The sequence below is a fragment of the Haladaptatus sp. R4 genome (assembly GCF_001625445.1).
Taxonomy (GTDB): Archaea; Halobacteriota; Halobacteria; order Halobacteriales; family Haladaptataceae; genus Haladaptatus.
The window spans coordinates 179,228-194,707 of record NZ_LWHG01000021.1 but is presented as its reverse complement, the minus strand read 5'-3'; the positions used below and the strand labels follow the sequence as shown (position 1 = coordinate 194,707).

The 15,480-nt window shown below is 63.8% G+C and carries 12 protein-coding genes and 2 pseudogenes; 5 read left to right on the top strand and 9 right to left on the bottom strand.

Annotation, left to right across the window (positions count from 1 at the left end; translation table 11 throughout):
- From A4G99_RS27160 to A4G99_RS10470, 5 genes and pseudogenes are all read right to left on the bottom strand, one after another.
- A complete protein-coding gene (locus A4G99_RS27160; RefSeq protein WP_394337456.1) occupies positions 1–429 on the bottom strand; it encodes a low molecular weight phosphatase family protein in 429 nt (142 codons plus the stop codon).
- A gap of 33 nt (positions 430–462) precedes the next feature.
- Positions 463–801 (bottom strand): annotated as a pseudogene (locus tag A4G99_RS27155) (ArsR/SmtB family transcription factor); the annotation flags it as partial.
- A 153-nt stretch (positions 802–954) separates the two neighbouring features.
- Positions 955–2,097 (bottom strand): hypothetical protein, encoded by a 1,143-nt coding sequence (locus A4G99_RS10480; RefSeq protein ID WP_066143080.1) that lies wholly within the window; start codon positions 2,095–2,097, stop codon positions 955–957.
- On the bottom strand, positions 2,098–3,642 hold the full coding sequence (gene glpK, locus A4G99_RS10475; protein ID WP_066143078.1) for a glycerol kinase GlpK: 1,545 nt from the start codon (positions 3,640–3,642) through the stop codon (positions 2,098–2,100).
- A 141-nt stretch (positions 3,643–3,783) separates the two neighbouring features.
- Positions 3,784–4,926, bottom strand: a complete 1,143-nt coding sequence (locus A4G99_RS10470; protein ID WP_066143076.1) for a Cdc6/Cdc18 family protein — start codon at positions 4,924–4,926, stop codon at positions 3,784–3,786.
- Positions 4,927–5,069: 143 nt separating this feature from the next.
- Between A4G99_RS10470 and glpA the strand changes: the two genes are divergently transcribed.
- The 3 genes from glpA to A4G99_RS10455 are packed head-to-tail and all read left to right on the top strand — an operon-like array spanning position 5,070 to position 9,344.
- Complete coding sequence (gene glpA, locus A4G99_RS10465; RefSeq protein WP_066143073.1) at positions 5,070–6,737, top strand: anaerobic glycerol-3-phosphate dehydrogenase subunit GlpA; 1,668 nt, start codon at positions 5,070–5,072, stop codon at positions 6,735–6,737.
- Positions 6,727–8,019: a glycerol-3-phosphate dehydrogenase subunit GlpB gene (gene glpB, locus A4G99_RS10460; RefSeq protein ID WP_066143071.1), complete on the top strand. Its 1,293-nt coding sequence runs from the start codon at positions 6,727–6,729 to the stop codon at positions 8,017–8,019. Before glpA ends, glpB begins: the two co-directional genes overlap by 11 nt.
- Positions 8,016–9,344 carry an anaerobic glycerol-3-phosphate dehydrogenase subunit C gene (locus A4G99_RS10455; protein WP_066143069.1) on the top strand — a complete coding sequence of 443 codons (1,329 nt, stop codon included), beginning with the start codon at positions 8,016–8,018 and terminating at the stop codon, positions 9,342–9,344. The genes glpB and A4G99_RS10455 overlap by 4 nt, the downstream gene beginning before the upstream one ends.
- Before the next feature lie 20 nt (positions 9,345–9,364).
- Here the strand turns inward: A4G99_RS10455 and A4G99_RS10450 are convergent, their stop codons facing one another.
- Positions 9,365–10,003 (bottom strand): hypothetical protein, encoded by a 639-nt coding sequence (locus A4G99_RS10450; RefSeq protein WP_150123090.1) that lies wholly within the window; start codon positions 10,001–10,003, stop codon positions 9,365–9,367.
- A 113-nt stretch (positions 10,004–10,116) separates the two neighbouring features.
- On the opposite strand from A4G99_RS10450, the gene A4G99_RS10445 reads away from it, so the two are divergent.
- Both A4G99_RS10445 and A4G99_RS10440 read left to right on the top strand, forming a co-directional pair.
- Complete coding sequence (locus A4G99_RS10445) at positions 10,117–10,692, top strand: plastocyanin/azurin family copper-binding protein (RefSeq protein WP_066143064.1); 576 nt, start codon at positions 10,117–10,119, stop codon at positions 10,690–10,692.
- An 80-nt stretch (positions 10,693–10,772) separates the two neighbouring features.
- On the top strand, positions 10,773–11,084 hold the full coding sequence (locus A4G99_RS10440) for a hypothetical protein (protein WP_066143061.1): 312 nt from the start codon (positions 10,773–10,775) through the stop codon (positions 11,082–11,084).
- On the opposite strand, the gene A4G99_RS25180 is transcribed toward A4G99_RS10440, so the two are convergent.
- The 3 genes and pseudogenes from A4G99_RS25180 to A4G99_RS10430 form a co-directional block, all read right to left on the bottom strand.
- Positions 11,065–11,181, bottom strand: a complete 117-nt coding sequence (locus A4G99_RS25180; RefSeq protein ID WP_150123089.1) for a rubrerythrin-like domain-containing protein — start codon at positions 11,179–11,181, stop codon at positions 11,065–11,067. The two genes, A4G99_RS10440 and A4G99_RS25180, sit on opposite strands and share 20 nt — an antisense overlap.
- 41 nt (positions 11,182–11,222) lie before the next feature.
- Positions 11,223–12,154 (bottom strand): annotated as a pseudogene (locus tag A4G99_RS10435) (DUF368 domain-containing protein).
- Between the two features lie 213 nt (positions 12,155–12,367).
- Positions 12,368–15,415: an oligosaccharyl transferase, archaeosortase A system-associated gene (locus A4G99_RS10430; protein ID WP_066143059.1), complete on the bottom strand. Its 3,048-nt coding sequence runs from the start codon at positions 15,413–15,415 to the stop codon at positions 12,368–12,370.
- Positions 15,416–15,480 lie beyond the last annotated feature (65 nt).

The window sequence follows — 15,480 nt, the reverse complement described above, 5'->3', positions numbered from 1 at the left end:
TCAGCGCTCGATTTCGTCGAACAGCGACCGCACGCGGCCGCGGATTTCGTCCCGAATTTCGCGGACGCGCTCGGAGGATTCTCCGTCGGGGTCGTCGAGGTCCCAGTCGCGGGTTTCGCCCGCCCACGAGGCCGGGCACACGTCCGCCGCCGAACAACCCATCGTGATCACGTAATCGCAGGTCTGCAACTCCTCGAACGTGATCTCCCGCGGGGTTCGGTCCGCGAGGTCGAAATCGCGTTCCGCCATCGTCTCCACGACGGATTCGTGCACCCGGTCCGCCGGGTCGGTGCCGCCGGTCACGAGTTCGACGTCGAACTCCCGTCGTTCGATCTCCCGCTCAGCGAACGCGGTCGCCATCTGGCTCCGTCCGGCGTTTTGCACGCAGACGAAGGCGACCGTCGGTGGTTCCCAGAACGCCACGTCCAGCGCGGCACGGAGGCGTTCCGCGCGGTCGGTCGCCCCGTAGTAGTGCCATCGTCCCGCCGTCCGTCGGGTGACGAGGTCGGCATCGGCGAGTTCCGAGAGCGCGTGGCTGAGCGCGCTTTCGCTCACGTCGAACAGCGGCGTGAGTTCACAGACGCACAGGTCGCGGTTCGCCGTCGTGAGAACGCGAATCAGCCGATAACGGGTCTCGCTCGCCAGCGCCGAGAGCGTCGAAATGTGATCGGTGTCGGCCTCGGCGAATGCGTCCTCGCGGAACGCCAGCAGTTCTTCCCGCCGTCGTTCCACGTCGTCGTCCGAACACCCGTCGAGTTCGTCGTCGAGCAGGCGACGAAGTCGGTCGTCTTGTCGAGCCATGAGTTGTTAGTTGAATAGTTGAACAACTATTCATCTATTACGGTTTGCCGCTCACTACCGGTTCACGCGGAGGTCGTTGAGTTCGCGCGGAAATCGGCGAAAAATCGATGGTCGGAAATCGGCGACCGACGCGTCGGTGCGTGACGTCCGAGGTTACATCCCGAGCGACGCGACCCACGCGCTCTGCGGGAAGACGCCGAGTGCGGCCAGAATCGCGACGAGGAACGTGCCGAAGACGATGCTCGCGGCGGGCGGGTCCATGTGCGTGTCGGCGTGGGAGTAGAACACGCGCTGGAACGCCTCGCCGAACAGGCCGCAGACGACGCCGAACACCGCACCCACGGCGAGCGCGGTGAGGAGCGGAATCTGCGCCTGAATCGCGGCCGGAGATGCCGTCGTGATGTTCATGCCCGCCGGGGCGAGCGCCAGCGCGGCGGTGCTCGCCGGGAGAGCCATGTGGTGGGTGACGGGCATCCGCTCGACGCCGCAGTTCAGGAAGACGAGGCTGGCCGCGCTGATGCCGAAGGCCAGGAACGGACTGCCCGTCACGTAGGCCGTGTACGCGCCCAGAATCCCGACGACGAGGCCGAGCGTCGCCACGTTCGCCCACTTGTACTGGTGGGGCAACCACGGTTCGACGAGGAAGCGGTTTCCGACCGTTCCGCCGTCGGTTTCGGGCGAACCGCCAGCCTCTGATTCCCCGCCGTCAGCCGCCGGTTCGCCGATGATGCGACGGTCCTCCGACTCGAACGGGGACATGTTCAGGAGGCCCTTCTTGGCGTTTCCGATGATGCTGTAGCCGAACACGAGTCGGTGGGCCGCGGCGGAGAGGACGACGCCCATCGCGATGGGGTCGTAGGGCATGCTGTAAATCGTCGAAAGTTGGACGAACCAGTAGCCGAGGATACCGAACAGGCCACCGACGACGAGCACGTCGGGTTTCGTCCCCTGTGCGAAGGCGATGTTCTTCGCCTCGTGGAAGTCGAAGCCGGTTTCCATGTAGCCGCGTTTCGCGGCGTAGGCGGCCGCCGCCGTCCCCGCAGCGAAACTGATCGCGGGGGAGAACACCGGACCGAACGCGATGGAACCGGTGATACCCAGTGCGCCGAGTTCGCCCGCCTTGCCGGGACCGGTCGCGGCGACGTAGCGTCCCACGACGTTCGCCGCCTCCCCGGCGATGACCATGAAGCCGGTGAAGATGAACGCCGGGAGCGCGCCGACGGCCGCGCCGAACGCGCCGCCCGCGAACGCGGCGATGAGCATCTCGATGGCCCAGAGCGAGGAGAGTTCCGCCATTTACGTCCCTCCGTCGTTCGCCCAGTCGAGCGACCGCTCGACCGCGTCCTCCCAGCGACCGTACTTCTCGTCGGCCTCGTCGCTCGACATCGCCACCTCGAACTCGCGGTCTACCTGCCAGTTGTTCCGGAGTTCGTCGGCGGTCTCCCAGTAGCCGACGGCCAGACCGGCGGCGTAGGCCGACCCGAGCGCCGTCGTCTCGTCCACGACCGGCCGGGCGATGTCCGTCCCGAGGATGTCGGCCTGTAGCTGACAGAGGAAGTTGTTCTTCACCGCGCCGCCGTCCACGCGGAGCGTTTCGACCTCGATGCCGCTGTCGGCCTCCATCGCTTCGGCGACGTCGCGGGTCTGATAGGCGATGGATTCGAGCGTGGCGCGGACGACGTGTTCCTTCCGGGTGCCGCGCGTCATGCCGACGAGCGTCCCGCGGGCGCGCTGGTTCCAGTGAGGCGCACCGAGTCCCGTGAACGCGGGAACCATGTAGACGCCGTCCGTCGAATCGACGCTCCGTGCGAGGTTCTCGGTCTTCCCGGCGTCCTCGATGAGGTCCATGTCTACGAGCCACTCGATGGCCGCGCCGGTGACGAAGATGGAGCCTTCGAGCGCGTACTGCACGGGTTCGCCCGAACGCTGGAATCCGACCGTCGTGAGCAAGCCGTGTTCGCTCTCGACGGCTTCGTTACCCGTGTTCAGCAGGAAGAAACTGCCCGTGCCGTAGGTGTTCTTCGCGTCGCCAGCGTCGAAACAGGTCTGCCCGAACAGGGCGGCCTGCTGGTCGCCGAGTGCGCCCGCGACGGGGACCGCCGCACCCAAGAAGCCGTCGGGGTCCGTCGAACCGTAGGTCTCGTCGTCGCTCGACGGGCGAACCTCGGGCAACATCGCGCGCGGCACGTCGAACTCGGTACAGAGGTCGTCGTCCCAGTCCATCTCGTGGATGTCGAACAGCATCGTCCGCGACGCGTTCGTCACGTCCGTGATGTGCTCGCCCGTCAGGTTGTAAATCAGCCACGAGTCGATGGTTCCGAACAGGATTTCGCCGCTTTCGGCCCGCTCGCGCAGACTCGCCGGGCGAGCGCGCTGGGTCTTGATCGGTTCCGAATTATCGAGCAACCACTCGGCCTTCGTCGCCGCGAAGTACGCGTCCGGTTGCAGTCCCGTCTTCGCCCGGACGTCGTCCGCCTTCCCGTCCGCCTCCAGTTCCTCGATGCGGTCGGTCGTCCGCCGGTCCTGCCAGACGATGGCGTTGTGAACGGGTTTGCCGGTGTCCGCGTCCCACAGCAGCGTCGTCTCGCGCTGGTTCGTCACGCCGATGGCCGCCAACTGCCCGGCGTCGATACTCGCCTCTGCGAGCGCCGATTCGATGACCGACTGCGTGTTCTCCCAGATTTCGAGCGGGTCGTGTTCGACCCACCCCGGTTCCGGGTAGATCTGTTCGTGTTTCTCGTAGGCGTTCGCGACCACCGTTCCCGAGTGATCGAACACCATGAACCGGGTGCCTGTCGTTCCTTGGTCTATCGAGCCGACGTAGGTGTCGTTCGTTTCCATTGGATAACCTCCTGTGTCCGATGCCTGAATGACCGTATCCATCGGGTGACTCAGCCATTTTTACTGGCAATCGGCCATTGGCTGTAAACATCAAACACTTTCATTATAAATGTTGCCCATTCAAGGAGCGTGTGACTTCGCTCAATTTTCGTTGAGCGCCTCGAACACGAGCGTCGGAAACCGCGGTTCGAGCCTGCTCGGTTGCCGTCCGCTCCGAACCCCGTTCTCGGAGGTCACCCGTTCGAGTACCCCGGCCTCGGCGAGTTCGTAGAGGTAGCGAGTGACCGTTCCGGCCGAAAGGTCCGTCTCCGCCGCGATGGCGGTCGCGCTGGTTTCGACCGACACCCGAACGCTCGCGTCGAGTTCGAGCAGTTCGACGAGGACGTGGCGGCGGTTTTCCGGCAGCGAGAGGACGATACCGAGCGGAACGCCGTCGCGCGGTACCGCGTCCATCCCCGCCGTCAGATGCCCGTCGTGGATTCGGTCCGCGTCCGCCCCGACGGCGAGCGTTACCGCGCCGAACAACGCCGCGAGCGCGTCGTGGGCGTCCCCCTCGGCCCACTCCGCGAGCGTCTTCACCTGTGCGTGGTCGAGGACGCCCTGCCGCAACCCGCGCGAGGCCCGTTCCGTGATGATGTCCGTGAGTTCGTGGGTGCTGTACGCCGGGATTTCGAGCGCGTTCGACGCCTCCGCGCGCGCTCTGCCGACCGTCATCACGGCCAGCGAGTCGTCCGTCTCGTCGAAGAGCGACTCCGTCTCCGCGGCGGTGAGCGTTTCGTCTTCACCGACGTGATCCACCGCGACGACGACGCCCCGGTTCGAGTCCTCCACGGCGGTCGCCAACTTTCGGCGGAGGGTTCCCGTGCCGACACCGCGTTTCGGCACGTGCTCGTCGGTCAACGAATCGAGCACCGACCGATACAGTTTGAACGCCGTGCCCGCCCGTCTGGCGTCGATGTAGACGAAATCGAACCCGCCCTCGCTCTCGGCGCGGGTCGTCGTCAGTATCTGCCCGTTGCCGGAGGACAACCGTTCCGCGAATTGGTCGAACAGCGCGGTGACGATGGCCGATTTCCCGGCACCGGGTGGGCCGTACAGATGCAGATTCGACGGAAGCCGTCCGTCGAACAGGGGGTCGAGCGCGTCGAGCAGTCGTTCCAAGGTGGACCCTCGCCCGACGGGGTTCGAGATGTGTGTCATCGGGCTGAGAACACCACACTCGACGACGAAATTGGCGACCTGGGGTGTCGCCCGGCGACGCTCGATGCGCTCTCCGATGTCCATTACCGCCGTCTAACCGTTCGAATGTAGATAATAGTTGTCTCTCGCCCGTCGCGTTTCGCCGGAATCCGAGCCGCCGGACCGTATTTTATCTATACCACCGCTACTGTCGGTAAACTAAAGTGGATTCCAACGAACCGTCATACATGGCAACTGACGCCGATGTGCTCGTGATTGGGGGTGGCTCCACGGGCACGGGAATCGCCCGAGACCTCGCCATGCGAGGCCTCGACGTGACGCTGGTCGAGAAGGGCAACCTCACCCACGGGACCACGGGGCGGATGCACGGTCTGCTCCACAGCGGCGGTCGGTACGCCGTCTCCGACCAAGCCAGCGCCGAGGAGTGTATCGAGGAAAATCGCGTCCTCCGGGACATCGCCAGTCACTGCGTTGAGATGACCGGCGGCCAGTTCGTACAACTGGAGGGCGACGACGACGATTATTTCGAGGAGAAGCTACAGGGCTGTCGCGATTGTGGCATCCCCGCCGAGGAACTGACCGCCAGGGAAGCGCGCGAACAGGAACCCTACCTGACCGGGGACGTGAAACGGTCGATTTCCGTCCCGGACGGGGCCATCGACCCGTTCCGACTCTGCGTGGCCAACGCCGCCGACGCGGAGATGCACGGCGCGCGAATCGAAACGCACGCGGAAGTGACCGACGTGCTGGTCGAGGGAAGCGACGTCACGGGCGTCGAAGTCCGCCACGCGAGCGGGCCGGGCAAACGGAACCATTCCCATCCCGGAACCACCGAGAAGATTCGCGCCGAGTACGTCGTCAACGCGACGGGCGCGTGGGCCGGACAACTCGGCGAGATGGCGGGCGTGGACGTCGAAGTCCGCCCCTCGAAAGGCGCGATGGTGGTCATGAACTGCCGACAGGTGGACACGGTCATCAACCACTGCCGACCCAAGGGCGACGCCGACATCATCGTCCCGCACGAGACGACGGCGATTCTCGGCACCACGGACGAGGAGGTCGAGGACCCCGAAAACTACCCCGAGGAAGGCTGGGAAGTGGATATGATGATCGACGAGTTATCGAAACTCGTCCCCATCCTGCGCGACTCCCGGACCATCCGGACGTTCTGGGGGGTTCGCCCGCTGTACGAACCGCCGGGAACCGGGACGACCGACCCGACCGACATCACACGCGACTTCTTCCTGTTGGACCACGAGGAGCGCGACGACCTGTCGGGGATGGCGAGCATCGTCGGCGGTAAGTTCACCACCTATCGGATGATGGCCGAGAAGATTTCCGACCACGTCTGTGACCGACTCGGCGTCAGGGCGACCTGCCACACCGCCGACGAACCGCTCCCCGGCAGTCACGATTTCACCCTGCTTCACGACTACATGGAGGAGTTCGGGTTGCGCTCGCCCATCGGCCGCAGAAGCGTCCAGCGACTCGGCAGTCGCGCCGAGGGCGTGCTCGAAAGCTGTGATCCGAACCCGACCATCTGCGAGTGCGAGGCCGTCACCCGCGCGGAGATTCACGACGCCATCGAGGGGGCCGGGTCCGACCTGAACTCGGTTCGTATCCGCACCCGGTCCTCGATGGGCAACTGTCAGGGCGGGATTTGCTGTCACCGGATGGCGAACGAACTCCATCCGGAGTACGACGAACCCACATCTCGAAAAGCCCTCGACGAACTGTTTCAGGAGCGCTGGAAGGGCGAGCGTCACGGTCTGTGGGGCGAACAGCTTTCGCAAGGGGCGCTGAACTACGCCCTTCACGCGACGACGATGAACCGCGACGAAACCACCGAAGACATCGACTTCGCGGCGTTCGACGGAGGCCAGCGTGGCGATTGAGGACGACGTGGTGGTCATCGGCGGCGGCATCGCCGGGATGAGCGCCGCGCTTTCGGCCGCCCGCGATGGCGCACAGGTCCGTCTGCTCTCGCACAAGGAAAGCACGCTCCGGCACGCGAGCGGCCTCGTGGACGTGCTGGGGTACACGGACGCCGACGGACTCGTCTCGGACCCGTTCGACGCGATTTCGGGGCTTCCGGACGAGCACCCCTACCGAATCGTCGGCGAGGACGGCGTCCGCGACGGCCTCGACCTCTTCGATTCGGTGGCCGATTACGAGGGGGCACACACCGACCGAAACGCCCTCGTTCCCACCTTCGGGGGGAAAATCAAACCGACCGCACGGTACCCGCCCGCGACCGCCGCGGGACTCGCCAGCGACGACCGGGACACCCTGCTCGTCGGTTTCGAGACGGTGGTGGACTTCGACGCACCACTGGCCTCCGAGGCTCTCTCGGCCGACGTTCCGTTCGATGTCCACGGCGCGACGGTCGCGTTTCCGGGCGATTTCAGGACCGACGCTCGAATCACGCGGCTCGCCCACGCGCTGGACGAAAACGAGCGAATCGAGGAACCGAGAGACGGCGTATCCGCGTCACTCCCCATCCGAACCGCGCTCGCCGATGCGGTCGAACCGTACCTCGACGGCGCGGAGCGCGTCGGCTTCCCGGCGTTGCTCGGCGAGGAGCGGACCGGAGAAGTGATCGCCAGCCTCGAATCCGAACTCGACGCGGCCGTGTTCGAGGTGCCGATGGGACCGCCGAGCATTCCGGGAATGCGCCTGGAAACGGCGTTTCACGAGGCTCTCGTCGAGGCGGGCGTTCGAACCACGTCCGGAAACCCGGTCGTGGATTTCGAGACGGGCGATGACGGCGATATCGAGGCCGTCGTCGTGGAGCGAAACGGCGCGGCAATCCCGTTCCACGGCGAGCAGTTCGTGTTGGCGACCGGGGGCTTGGTCGGGAAGGGTATCGACTCGACGCGGGAACGCGTCTCCGAACCGATTTTCGACTGCGACGTCCCCGCACCGGACGACCGCTACGACTGGTCGGACGAGGAGGCGTTCGGCGACCACGCCTTCCCGCGGTTCGGCGTGGACGTGGACGACGAACTGCGCCCACTCGATTCGGCGGGCGAACCGGAGTTCGGGAACCTTCGCGCGGCCGGTGGGGTTCTCGGCGGCTACGACTTCGCGGCGGAGAAATCGGGCAGCGGCGTCTCGCTTTCGACGGGCGTCGTCGCCGGACGACTTGCGGGCGAACAGGTGAATACCAATCCATGAGTGAGAAGGAAACGGGCAGCCGAGAGGCGGCCGAACTACGCGACGTGTTTACAGGCGAACCGCTCGACCTCAGACCGGGGTCCGACGACTGCTACAAGTGCTCGACGTGCGACACGGAGTGTCCCGTCGCGGAAGTGGACGACGACTTCCCGGGGCCGAAGTTCCAGGGGCCGGAACAGTGGCGACTCAAGCGCAAGGACGACCACGACATCGACGATTCGATCATGTCGTGTTCGAACTGCATGCGCTGTGACAGCGCCTGCCCGTCGAACGTGCCCCTCTCGGGCATGCACAACACCGCACGCGGCGACTACGTGGACAAGCAGATGTCGAAGTTCTCGCGGGAGTACATCCGCAACCGCATCCTGGCGAACTACGGCCGACTCGCGCCGCTCGGCGCGATGTTCCCCCGGATCACCAACTTCGTGATGGGCCTCGACGTGACGAAGACCGTCTACGAGAAACTGCTCGGCATCGCGGGCGAACGCGAGTTCCCCGCCTTCGCCGAGCAGACGTTCACCAGTTGGTGGGACGAACGTGGCGGGGACGCCGCCTCGAAGCGACGAGCCGAGCGAAATAGGGACGACGGCGAGGACGCCGATAAGAAGGTCGCCTACTTCCACGGCGACTACTCGAACTTCAACACGCCCGAGGTCGCAAAATCGATGATCCGGGTGTTCGAGGAGTTTGGCTACGAGGTCGTCGTACCCGACCAGCGCTGTTCGGGCACGCCGATGTACGCGAACGGGATGCTGGACGACGCCGAGCGCGCGGCGAAGTTCAACATCGAGACGTTCGCCGCGCTGGTCGAGCAGGGGTACGACGTCATCTGCTCGTGTACGTCCTGTTCGATGTCGCTCCGGCAGGAGTACCCGGAACTCTACTCGTTCGACGGCACCGAGAAAGTCTCGTCGAACACCTACGAGGCGCTCGAATACCTCCGTGTCAACGAGGACCTGGACGGCGCGCTCGCGGAGTCGTCGGTTCCGGAGTCCGAGTTCGGAACGCTGTCCTACCACGCGCCGTGTCACGCCAGGAATCAGGGACTCGCCGGACAGGCCGTCGAACTGCTGTCGGCGCTCGACGGCACGGACCCGGTGGACGTTGGCGACTCCTGTTCCGGCATCAGCGGCACGTACGGCTGGAAGGAGGAGAAGTACGACAAGTCCATGAAAATCGGCGAGGAGATGTTCGAGCACATGGAGGACGCCGACGGCGAAACCGGCATGACCGAGTGTCCGACCTGCGCGATGCAGATGGAACACGGGACGGGCTACGATATTCGCCACCCGCTGGAAGTGCTGGACGCGGCGCTGGTCAGTTGAAGTGCAGGATACGGCGTTGGTCAGTCGAACTCGCGCTGAATCGCCTCACCCTTTTTCTCGGCGGTATCCTGCGGACGGCGTTGCATGTGTGCGCGCACATCGTCGAACAGGGCGTCGGGCGCGTCGTTCGCACGGTAGCGGATCGACTTCCCGCTCGTCAGTTCGAGTCGCACGTACGGCCGTTCGTACTGTATCGAGGAGAGCCACTCGTAACGGATTTCGGTGATTTCGTTCCTGACGTACGGAATCCGACGTTTCATATCGACGCCGACGCCCTCGTGAAACGCGACCGACTCGTCGCCGACGAGGGCGTGGGTCGTGAAGTATCGCTCGTCCGGTTTCACCCACAGCGACGTACCGGAACTGTAGTTCAGCGTGTAGCAGGTCCCGTGGGGCCGGTCGTCCCGTAGCCCCTCGGCGACCCGTTTCGTGTACTCCGCGTGGTCGTCGAGGAGGGTCCAGTACGTCCGGTCTACCTCCTTCGTCCCGGTGTACCACAGGCCGAGTCCGATCAGTGCGCCGACGGCCAGACTGGCGAGGGTCGGGTTCGCAACGACGAAGAGGCCCGCGAGGATGACGCCGAGCAAAATCCCGGCGAAGGGTCGCCAGCCGAGCCACCACAGGAACGTGCTCACCTCTCCCACCGTGTCCTCGTTCATCGTGACGAGTACACTCCTCACCGCTGAATAGTTTTTTGTACGCACATTCGAGCCGAGATTCGGGACCCTGAACCTTCTTGCCGGTTCCCGTCGTGAACGGAAGAGGGGGTACGATGTCACGACAGCAAACGAGGACCCAGACGAGGCGAGCCTTTCTCACGACGGCGGCGGCGGGGACCGTCGCCGCCGCGAGCAGCGGGACCGCCGATGCACAGGGGACGAAGACCAAGACCATCAAACTCGGCGGCGAAGTCATGGGCTGGCAGGGACAGCAACCGTCCAGCATTTCCGGGAAGAAGAACCCGACGTTGAAGCTCAAGGCCGGACAGAAGTACGAGGTCATCTGGACGAACCTCGACGGCCAACCGCACAATTTCGAACTGCTGGACTCCTCGGGCAACGTCATCAAAGCGACGGAAAAGATGTCCCAGAAGGGAGCGACGCAGTCGCTGACGTTCACCGCCACGCCCGAGATGGTGCAGTACCGGTGTGTGGTCCATCCGACGACGATGGTCGGGAAGGTGCAGATTCAGGGTGCGAAAAAGGAAGCGACGAGTTCGAACGCGAACATTCCGACCGACGCGTACGTCTTCGCCGCCGCGATCATCCTTGCGGTTTTCTCGCCGCTACTCTTCGCGTTGCTGTTGATGCGGGTCGGGCCCGATGATGGGGTGCGACCGTCGGGGTAGCCACGCGACTACGAACGGTACTGTTTCACACAGTGTCGCTTCGGAGGAACGCTTTTGTGGGGCGACGGTAGTCTTCAGACATGTTTGACTCCCTCTACCACGAAATCGAGATAATCGAGCGGACCCATCGGGTTCTCCTTCTCGTGGGGGAACACGGTCCGATAGGGATTCGACGGCTATCGCGGACCGCCGAACGGGAACACCACGAGATTCGTGCGTCCCTTCGGCTTCTGGAGGAGGAGGGATACATCGAATCGACGCCGGACGGCGCGGTCACGACCGCCGATGCCGGGAATTATCTGATCGAGGTGGACGACGACATCGACGCCGTGACGGAGAGCCTCGATTCGCTCCCCACCCTCTCGAAGGAAATTACTCGCGCGGGACGCTGACGTTTCGCAACTCGGCACCACAGTCCGGGCATTCACCCGGGTGCTGGAGCGCGCTCACGCGGTTACCACACTGTTCACATTCGTATGTCGCGGTCATCGAGCGTCCTATGCCATGCAGTAAGTTAACGTTTGTCCCACTCAGTAGTCGAGGTCGTCGGTGGTGTAGTCGAGCAGGAGGACGGCACCCCCACCGACGAGCGCGGCGACGATTGCAGCGCCGAGTACCGTCGGCGTCCACGCGAACGACGCCGACGAGAACGTCTTCTCGACGGGGTAGCGAAGCGCTCCGACCATCAGGCTGACGAGGAACGTCAGCGTCGCCGCCCGGTAGTGTTCGAGCGCCCACGACACGATTCGGGAGATGGTCAACAACCCGACGAGCGCACCGATCATGAACGTCACCACGACCGCGCCGGGCGTGACGACGGACGCGATCGATCCACCGTCGAGGAGGCCGACGAGCGCGTCCTTGAACCCGTGCAGGCTCTCGGAGAGGTAGTTGTACTGCCCGAGGAGCATGAGGATGAGCGCCCCGGAGACGCCGGGGACATCATCGCGCTGATGGCGACCATCCCGGTCAGGAAGACGAACGGAAGCGGCGTCGAACCGGTCGCCGATTCGGTCGCACCGGCGATGAGGAACGCGACGGCGAAGCCCGCGATTGCGGCACCGACTTGCCCCGGCGTGTTTATCGACACCTCGCTGTAGAGGACGATGGCCGACGCGGCGATCAGGCCGAAGAAGAAGCCGTAGAGGATCACGGGATGGTGTTTGCTTCCCCACGTGACGGCACCCGTCACCGCCACGACCGCCGTTGCGATTCCCGCACCCAGGGCGAGCAGAAACGGGAGATCCATCTCCGACAGCATCCCGCGGACGGCGGCACGCTCGTCCGGGTCGTACGCTCGAAGGATGCTCGGCACGATTCGTGGGTCGAAGGACGCGACGGCGGAGATGAGTCGTTCGTAGATTCCCGTGATGAGGGCGATCGTTCCGCCGGAGACGCCGGGGACCGCGTCGGCGGACCCCATGCAGACTCCTTTCAGGTAGATAGTCAGCAGGCCACGCATTGCCCCGGGGTTTCCGGTCGAATCAAAAAACGATTCCCATCCGCGCTCGACGCTACCGGACTCGCGTTCGTCACCAGTCACGTCGAAGTCTACGACACGCTCCGATATGAGAATGTGGGCTGGAACGTGTGAGCCGAGAGACAAGGGAAAACGACGGGAAACAACGGGAAAACCGAACGAAAATCGAGACGAACGAAAAACGCGAAATCCGATTCAGTCCCGACGCGAGACGACCATCGCGGCCGCGAAGGTGCCGACGAGACCGGCGCGCGTCGATGGTGCCGCGGGACTCGGGAGCGAACTGCTGTTGGTCGAACTGTTAGTCGAGTTGTTCGCGCCGACCGAACCGTTTCCGGCCGAGGAGTTGCCGCCCGTCGCGTTGTTCGGTGCGGAACCGGCCGAAGAGTTGTTGCTGGACGAGTTGTTCGCGCCCTCGACCGGAACCGTCTGCTGGTTCGTGACCGACACCGTCACCGGCGAGTTATCCTCGCCGATGACCTTGCCCTCCGAGACCTGCGCGGTCGCGTTCTTGAACGTGACCCCGCCGTCGCCGAGCGTTTTCGGTGTCGAGAACTCGTACGGACCGGTGGCACGAACGCTGGTGTTCGTGTACCCCTCGTCCGTTCCCCACTTGTCGTAGCCGGTCGTGGAGTACGGGAGCGTCATGGTGAACTTCCCGTTCGCGTCCGTCGTCGCCTTCTGGGTGTAGGTGAACGTGCCGCCGGTGGCGGATTTCATCTTCACCGACGCGGTGATCTCGGTGTTCGCCGGACCGGTTCCCTGCACCGTCGCGCCGGGAACGCGCTCGTACGTCTTCACCCACGAGGGTGACGTGCGGAAGTAATCCTGAACGGAGACGTTAGCCTGTTGCAGGAGTTGTGCCCGCTGTGCGAACACCTGGTAGTGCGTCGATCCGTAGCGCAGCGCGGTGGATTGGCTCTCGTGGACGACACGGTAGTGCTGAAGCGCCGGGATATCCTCGCTCGCATATGGTCCGATACCGCCTATCTGCGAGGAGCCGTCCTGTTTGACGTACTGACGGGCTTCCTTCATCGTGTCGAACTTCTTCACCTGCGGATTGATCTTGTACGTCTGACCCTGGTACGTGGTCAGATCCCAGTCCAACACGACGGGTTGCGCATCGACGGAACTCCCGTCGTACTTGTACAGGCGAACCATCGTGCTGTTGTAGTACGCCTGCTTGTGTTGGGTGATGTAACTGCTGTTGGTGTAGATGTAGTCGACAAAGTCACTCGACGAGACGTTGTCGTCGAAGACGGTCGGCGCGAAGAACTTGACGTTCCCACTCTGTCCCTTCGTCTCGACCATCTTCCAATCGACCATCACGTAGCGGGTCTGCTCGTTCGAATCGCCCATGTTGTCGAGGATGGCGTTGGCCTGTGACTCGTTCTGGGCGAGCAGATAGTTCGCAGCGGTGGTCGCACCTTCCTGGAACGGATTGGCGTCCGGAATCCGTTCCCCGTTGGTGGTGATCCAGTGGCCGTAGTCCCACCACGACATGACGCCGTACGACCCGTTCGGATAGTCGTAGTCGCCGTCACCTTGCGTGTACGTGCCGTAATAGGCCATCGAGCTGTTGTTTCCGGCACCGTAGTTGCCTTCCTGTGGCGTGTTGCCCTGCATCCACTGCAGGCTGCCTTCCCACTGCGTGATCGCACCGGGTCCGGTGTTGTTACCGACCGTCTGTGCCGTGTAGGTCTGTGACCCCCCGACCGACATCGGCATGACGAGTCCGGGGACGACCAGCAGGAAGACGAAACAGATGGCGAGCACTTGATACAGTTCGGCGTTTCGGATCGTTTGACTGGTCGATTTTCCGAAGCCGACGAGTCCGAGCACCCACCCGAAGAGGTAGGCGTTCAACACCGCGACCGGAACCGCGAGGTAGTAGTTAAAGCGCACCTGCGTGAACGCGGCGGCGAGGATGAAAGCCGACCACACGAGCACGAGCATCTTTTCGGCGTCGTTCTCGTTCGACGACACCGACCGCCACACCATCACCAACGCGCCGATGATGGCCGTGAAGAACATCAAACCGTACTGGGGGACGACCGCCGACGTCAGCGAGTCGCCGCTACTCAGGAACGGTTTCGCCTCACCGATGGTGCGCTGTGCCGCGCCCGCGTTGAACCCGACGAAGCGAACGAGGTTCTCCTGAATCAGGTGGAACAGATTCGGTAGGACGACGGAGACGACGAGGGCGCCAACGGCGATAATACCGAAGATCGCCAGCGGGTAGCCCGTGGTCATGAGGTTTCGGTCGTCCCATTCGCGTGCCAGCCACGTCATGAATCCCGCGCCGATTGCGATGGCGAACGCCATGAACGGTTGGAGCAGGGAGAACTTCGTCGCGCTGAACGCGATCGTTCCGAGCGGGACGAGCAAGAGGAACCCGGCCACACCCATGCTGATCGAGGCGACGAAAGCGAGGTGGTCGGGACTGACACCGCGCACGTAGTCCGCCGTCAGTTTCAGCAGGAAGAACACGCCGATGATGCCGATGAGGAGGACGCCCGGTGGCCACACCCAGAGATACATCGCGGTCGCGATTCCCGCGAGGACGCTGTAGCCGAGCGGTCGGCGGACCGACGCGAAATCACGGTCCAAGAGGAGTTCGTAGACGGGGCGTTCCCGTTCCGCGGCCGAAATCGCGATCATCATCGCCAGCACGGCGAACGTCTGGAAGAACGGCTCGACGATGTTGTGGTCCGAGAATCCGACCAAACCACGGTTCAAGAAGACTCCCGGAATGAGCGCCAACACGAGAACGCCGAAGAGGCCGCCCAGTCGGCCGCCCAGTCGCTTCCCGATGAGATACGTCGGGATGGCGACGAGCGTGCCGAAGACCGCTGGGGCGACGAGGAGCGTCAGTGAAACCGTGTGGTGGGACGGGTCCCCCAGCCCAACGATCAGCGCCGCCGTGGCGACGAGTTGGTCGTAAAACGTCCCGAACTGGCCGACGCTCGTCCCGAACGGATAGTACGTCCAGGGGTCGAACGGCATCGTCGCGGGCCAATGATTGACTGTATACTGTACTTGTCTGAGATGATACCACGCGTCGTTACCGGAGAGGTACACCTTCCCGTTGATGAGGAAGTTGCCGTACGATTGGAGGCGTACCCACAACATGAATCCCAGTAACAGTACGAGTACGGGAATGTGGTACCAGTGTTCGATATAGTCGAGGACTGAAGTAGCCGACGTGGAGGTGTCCTCGACCTGTTCGGTGCCTTGGCTCATCTGGTGGAGAATTTGGCAAAACGCGCATAAGCCTTATGATAGCGTGTTTTCGAATTCGGAATGGT

Excerpts from the sequence above, each read along its gene's own strand:
- A4G99_RS10440 (WP_066143061.1), top strand. The coding sequence starts at position 10,773 with ATGTTTGACTCCCTCTACCACGAAATCGAGATAATCGAGCGGACCCAT.
- A4G99_RS25180 (WP_150123089.1), bottom strand. The coding sequence starts at position 11,181 with ATGACCGCGACATACGAATGTGAACAGTGTGGTAACCGCGTGAGCGCG.
- A4G99_RS10445 (WP_066143064.1), top strand. The coding sequence starts at position 10,117 with ATGTCACGACAGCAAACGAGGACCCAGACGAGGCGAGCCTTTCTCACG.
- A4G99_RS10450 (WP_150123090.1), bottom strand. The coding sequence starts at position 10,003 with ATGAACGAGGACACGGTGGGAGAGGTGAGCACGTTCCTGTGGTGGCTC.
- glpK (WP_066143078.1), bottom strand. The coding sequence starts at position 3,642 with ATGGAAACGAACGACACCTACGTCGGCTCGATAGACCAAGGAACGACA.
- A4G99_RS10430 (WP_066143059.1), bottom strand. The coding sequence starts at position 15,415 with ATGAGCCAAGGCACCGAACAGGTCGAGGACACCTCCACGTCGGCTACT.
- A4G99_RS10470 (WP_066143076.1), bottom strand. The coding sequence starts at position 4,926 with ATGGACATCGGAGAGCGCATCGAGCGTCGCCGGGCGACACCCCAGGTC.
- A4G99_RS10455 (WP_066143069.1), top strand. The coding sequence starts at position 8,016 with ATGAGTGAGAAGGAAACGGGCAGCCGAGAGGCGGCCGAACTACGCGAC.
- glpA (WP_066143073.1), top strand. The coding sequence starts at position 5,070 with ATGGCAACTGACGCCGATGTGCTCGTGATTGGGGGTGGCTCCACGGGC.
- A4G99_RS10480 (WP_066143080.1), bottom strand. The coding sequence starts at position 2,097 with ATGGCGGAACTCTCCTCGCTCTGGGCCATCGAGATGCTCATCGCCGCG.